At 51.6% G+C, this 5,245-nt stretch carries 2 tRNA genes and 2 rRNA genes; all 4 read right to left on the reverse strand.

The features are described 5' to 3' along the window. Nucleotides 1–85: 85 nt before the first annotated feature. Nucleotides 86–2,920, reverse strand: a 23S ribosomal RNA gene (locus tag KO521_RS11370). 207 nt (nucleotides 2,921–3,127) lie between these two features. After that, a tRNA-Ala gene (locus KO521_RS11375) sits at nucleotides 3,128–3,201 on the reverse strand. A gap of 155 nt (nucleotides 3,202–3,356) precedes the next feature. Next, nucleotides 3,357–3,430, reverse strand: a tRNA-Ile gene (locus KO521_RS11380). Nucleotides 3,431–3,574: 144 nt separating this feature from the next. Further along, a 16S ribosomal RNA gene (locus KO521_RS11385) occupies nucleotides 3,575–5,102 on the reverse strand. Together the 16S and 23S rRNA genes with 2 tRNA genes alongside form the textbook arrangement of a ribosomal RNA operon. Nucleotides 5,103–5,245: the final 143 nt, after the last annotated feature.

Here is a 5,245-nt window from a genome sequence, read left to right on the forward strand (position 1 = left end):
AAAAAAACAGCGTTTCCTTTAAGTGAAAAGGACGGATATCATAGAGAAAAGGTTGTCGCCCTCCCCCGAAGGGAAGGGACTTACGTTGCGCAAGCCGTACGGGCAATTAGTACTACTCGGCTACGGACATTACTGCCCTTGCACCTATAGCCTATCGACGTGGTAGTCTCCCACGGCCCTTTAAAGAAATCTCATCTTGCGGTTGGTTTCGCGCTTATATGCTTTCAGCGCTTATCCAATCCCGACATAGCTACCCGGCAATGCCCCTGGCGGGACAACCGGTGCACCAGCGGTCGGTCCGGCCCGGTCCTCTCGTACTAGGGCCAGGTCCGCTCGAATTTCTAACGCCCGCAGTAGATAGAGACCGAACTGTCTCACGACGTTCTGAACCCAGCTCGCGTGCCACTTTAATGGGCGAACAGCCCAACCCTTGGGACCTTCTCCAGCCCCAGGATGTGACGAGCCGACATCGAGGTGCCAAACCCCCCCGTCGATATGAGCTCTTGGGGGAGATCAGCCTGTTATCCCCGGCGTACCTTTTATCCTTTGAGCGATGGCCCTTCCATGCGGAACCACCGGATCACTATGCTCTTGTTTCCAACCTGTTCGACCTGTATGTCTCGCAGTCAAGCGCCCTTGTGCCATTGCACTCTACGTACGATTGCCGACCGTACTGAGGGCACCTTTAGAAGCCTCCGTTACTCTTTTGGAGGCGACCACCCCAGTCAAACTACCCACCACGCACTGTTCCCTCTTGGAGGGTTAGGCCCCGGACAAGCAAAGGCTGGTATTTCAACGGTGACTCCAACACACCTGGCGGTGCGCCTTCAAAGTCTCCCAGCTATCCTACACATTGCTTGACCAAGGTCAATACGAAGCTATAGTAAAGGTGCACGGGGTCTTTTCGTCCCACTGCGGGTAACCGGCATCTTCACCGATACTACAATTTCACCGAGCTCATGGCCGAGACAGTGTCCAGATCGTTGCACCATTCGTGCAGGTCGGAACTTACCCGACAAGGAATTTCGCTACCTTAGGACCGTTATAGTTACGGCCGCCGTTTACTGGGGCTTCAGTTCAATGCTTCCTCCCGAAGGATTCACATCTCCCCTTAACCTTCCAGCACCGGGCAGGTGTCAGGCCCTATACTTCATCTCTCGATTTTGCAGAGCCCTGTGTTTTTGATAAACAGTCGCCTGGACCTCTTCACTGCGGCCCCGACTTGACGTCGGGGCGACCCTTCTCCCGAAGTTACGGGTCTATTTTGCCTAGTTCCTTAGCCATGAATCTCTCGAGCGCCTTAGAATACTCATCCCAACCACCTGTGTCGGTTTACGGTACGGGCCGCACATCTCGCTTTTCTTGGAAGTCGATACGCTGGATTATCACCTTGGCCGTAGCCTCGGTGTACTATCGGGGTATTACTACTCCCTTCAACGTGCAATTCCGTCTGCACGCACCAACTTCTCGCCTCCGTCGCTTTCAATGATGTGCGGGTAGCGGAATATTAACCGCTTGTCCATCCACTTCCCCCTTCGGGTCCGCGTTAGGTCCCGACTGACCCCCAGCTGATTAGCATAGCTGGGGAAACCTTGGTCTTTCGGCGTGCGGGTTTCTCGCCCGCATTATCGTTACTTATGCCTACATTTTCGTTTGTAGCTCCTCCAGCATCCCTCGCAGGTACACCTTCGACGGCACTACAATGCTCCCCTACCCCTTGTATAAATACAAAGCCATGGCTTCGGTAATATGCTTATGCCCGATCATTATCCATGCGGAACCGCTCGACCAGTGAGCTGTTACGCACTCTTTAAATGAATGGCTGCTTCCAAGCCAACATCCTGGCTGTCAATGCAGTTCCACCGCGTTTTTTCAACTTAGCATATATTTGGGGACCTTAGCCGATGGTCCGGGTTCTTTCCCTCTCGGACATGGACCTTAGCACCCATGCCCTCACTGCGCAGAAACGTTTTATAGCATTCGGAGTTTGTCAGGAATTGGTAGGCGGTGAAGCCCCCGCATCCAATCAGTAGCTCTACCTCTATAAAACTATCTACACGCTGCACCTAAATGCATTTCGGGGAGTACGAGCTATTTCCGAGCTTGATTGGCCTTTCACCCCTACCCACAGGTCATCCCAAGACTTTTCAACGTCAACGGGTTCGGTCCTCCACTATGTGTTACCACAGCTTCAACCTGCCCATGGGTAGATCGCACGGTTTCGCGTCTACTACTACTAACTATGGCGCCCTGTTCAGACTCGCTTTCGCTACGGCTCCGGACCTGAAGTCCTTAACCTTGCTAGTAAAAGTAACTCGTAGGCTCATTATGCAAAAGGCACGCCGTCACCCCGAAGGGCTCCGACCGCTTGTAAGCGTATGGTTTCAGGATCTTTTTCACTCCGTTGTTCACGGTTCTTTTCACCTTTCCCTCACGGTACTGGTTCACTATCGGTCTCTCAGGAGTATTTAGTCTTGGCGGATGGTCCCGCCGGTTTCACACAGGGTTTCACGTGCCCCGCGCTACTCAGGATACCACTATCTCGCAGGTCTTTACCTGTACCGGGCTATCACCGTCTATGGCCAAGCTTTCCAACTTGTTCCAGTTCATTACTGCTCGAATATCGTGGTCCTACAACCCCGCACATGCCGGAACATGTACGGTTTGGACTAATCCGGTTTCGCTCGCCGCTACTCCCGGAATCACTTTTGTTTTCTCCTCCTCCGGCTACTTAGATGTTTCAGTTCACCGGGTTTGCCTCCTTGCGGATAACATGTCTTCAACATGCTGGGTTGCCCCATTCGGATACCTGCGGATCATATCGTGTGTGCCGATCCCCGCAGCTTTTCGCAGCTTATCGCGTCCTTCATCGCCTCTGAGAGCCTAGGCATTCCCCATACGCCCTTATCTAGCTTGTCGCCAGACCTTTTGTTCTATTCGTATTTCGTACTCTTTACTTAAAAAATTCGTGTTTTTCTTTTTCTTCAGTACACACACCCCTAAAGATGTATGCCTGTCCCAATATGTCAATGAACTTGTGGCGAGTCGCCACGGACAATTAAAATTATCCTTGTGGCCACTCATGCAGTACTTGAAGACAGATTGACCGTCCCCAGGCACCGCCCAGTGGAGAATATCGGAGTCGAACCGATGACCTCCTGCGTGCAAGGCAGGCGCTCTAGCCAGCTGAGCTAATCCCCCATATACTAGTAGTTAGTATATAGTAGTCAGTAGTCAGTACTTCCAACTACTACTCAACTTCTAGAATTTCCTTCAATCTTTTATTCTCAATGAACGTTCCAAAGCTATTGAACCATAAAATATCCCTATTTCATAATTTAACCAACCTCAGGTTGTAGTCCCAGGCAGACTCGAACTGCCGACCTCTACATTATCAGTGTAGCGCTCTAACCAGCTGAGCTATGGGACTGTCCCTACCACTCTTAGTACTCCGTACCAAAAGAAGTATTTATATTATTAATGTGGAGACTTGTTTCTATGAACCTACAGATTCGATTTGTATTTAGAACGAGGTGTCGGAGCCTTTTTCAAATTCAGGCAATCAACGCTCTAGAAAGGAGGTGTTCCAGCCGCACCTTCCGGTACGGCTACCTTGTTACGACTTAGCCCTAGTTACCGATCTTGCCCTAGGCCGCTCCTTGCGGTGACGGACTTCAGGCACTCCCGGCTTCCATGGCTTGACGGGCGGTGTGTACAAGGCCCGGGAACGTATTCACCGGATCATGGCTGATATCCGATTACTAGCGATTCCAGCTTCACGGGGTCGAGTTGCAGACCCCGATCCGAACTGTGACCGGTTTTGTGGATCCGCTCTGCGTTACCGCATGGCTTCCCGCTGTACCGGCCATTGTAGCACGTGTGTGGCCCAGGACGTAAGGGCCGTGATGATTTGACGTCGTCCCCACCTTCCTCACGGTTTGCACCGGCAGTCCCGTTAGAGTCCCCGACATGACTCGCTGGCAACTAACGGTAGGGGTTGCGCTCGTTATAGGACTTAACCTGACACCTCACGGCACGAGCTGACGACAACCATGCAGCACCTTGCAAATTGCCCGAAGGAAAAGGTATCTCTACCCCTGTCAAAATGCATTTAAGCCCTGGTAAGGTTCCTCGCGTATCATCGAATTAAACCACATGCTCCACCGCTTGTGCGGGCCCCCGTCAATTCCTTTGAGTTTCATTCTTGCGAACGTACTCCCCAGGTGGGATACTTATCACTTTCGCTTGGCCGCCCAGGTCTCAAGGACCCGGACAGCTAGTATCCATCGTTTACGGCGTGGACTACCAGGGTATCTAATCCTGTTCGCTCCCCACGCTTTCGTCCATCAGCGTCAGTATATGGTTAGTCACCTGCCTTCGCAATCGGTGTTCTATGTAATATCTATGCATTTCACCGCTACACTACATATTCCGGCAACTTCACCATAACTCAAGACAACCAGTATCAAAGGCAATTTTACAGTTGAGCTGCAAACTTTCACCACTGACTTAGCTGCCCGCCTACGGACCCTTTAAACCCAATAATTCCGGATAACGCTCGGACCCTCCGTATTACCGCGGCTGCTGGCACGGAGTTAGCCGGTCCTTATTCTTACGGTACCGTCAGTGGGCTACACGTAGCCCTTTTTCTTCCCGTATAAAAGCAGTTTACTACCCATAGGGCATTCTTCCTGCACGCGGCATGGCTGGATCAGGCTCCCGCCCATTGTCCAATATTCCTCACTGCTGCCTCCCGTAGGAGTCTGGTCCGTGTCTCAGTACCAGTGTGGGGGATCCCCCTCTCAGGGCCCCTACCCATCGCGGTCTTGGTGAGCCGTTACCTCGCCAACTAACTAATGGGACGCATACTCATCCCCTACCGTAACCTTTAACCATAAATACGATGCCGCAATATGGTACCATGTGGTGTTAATCCAAATTTCTCTGGGCTATCCCACAGTAGGGGGCAGATTGTATACGCGTTGCGCACCCGTGCGCCGGTCGTCATCAAAGAAGCAAGCTCCTCCATGTTACCCCTCGACTTGCATGTGTTAGGCCTGCCGCTAGCGTTCATCCTGAGCCAGGATCAAACTCTTCATCGTTGTTTCATTATATGTTATAAGTCTATCAACTGCCAAAAAATTTCCCGGCCCCGACTCTCATCCTAAAATAAAAATCTTAAACTCTAATCTGTATGTTGTTTCGTAATTCTATCGGAACGGAAAAGTTTCCCTTCCCGAACCTT

Origin of the sequence: Zobellia uliginosa, from assembly GCF_018860745.1 — a bacterium.
Taxonomy (GTDB): Bacteria; Bacteroidota; Bacteroidia; order Flavobacteriales; family Flavobacteriaceae; genus Zobellia; species Zobellia uliginosa_B.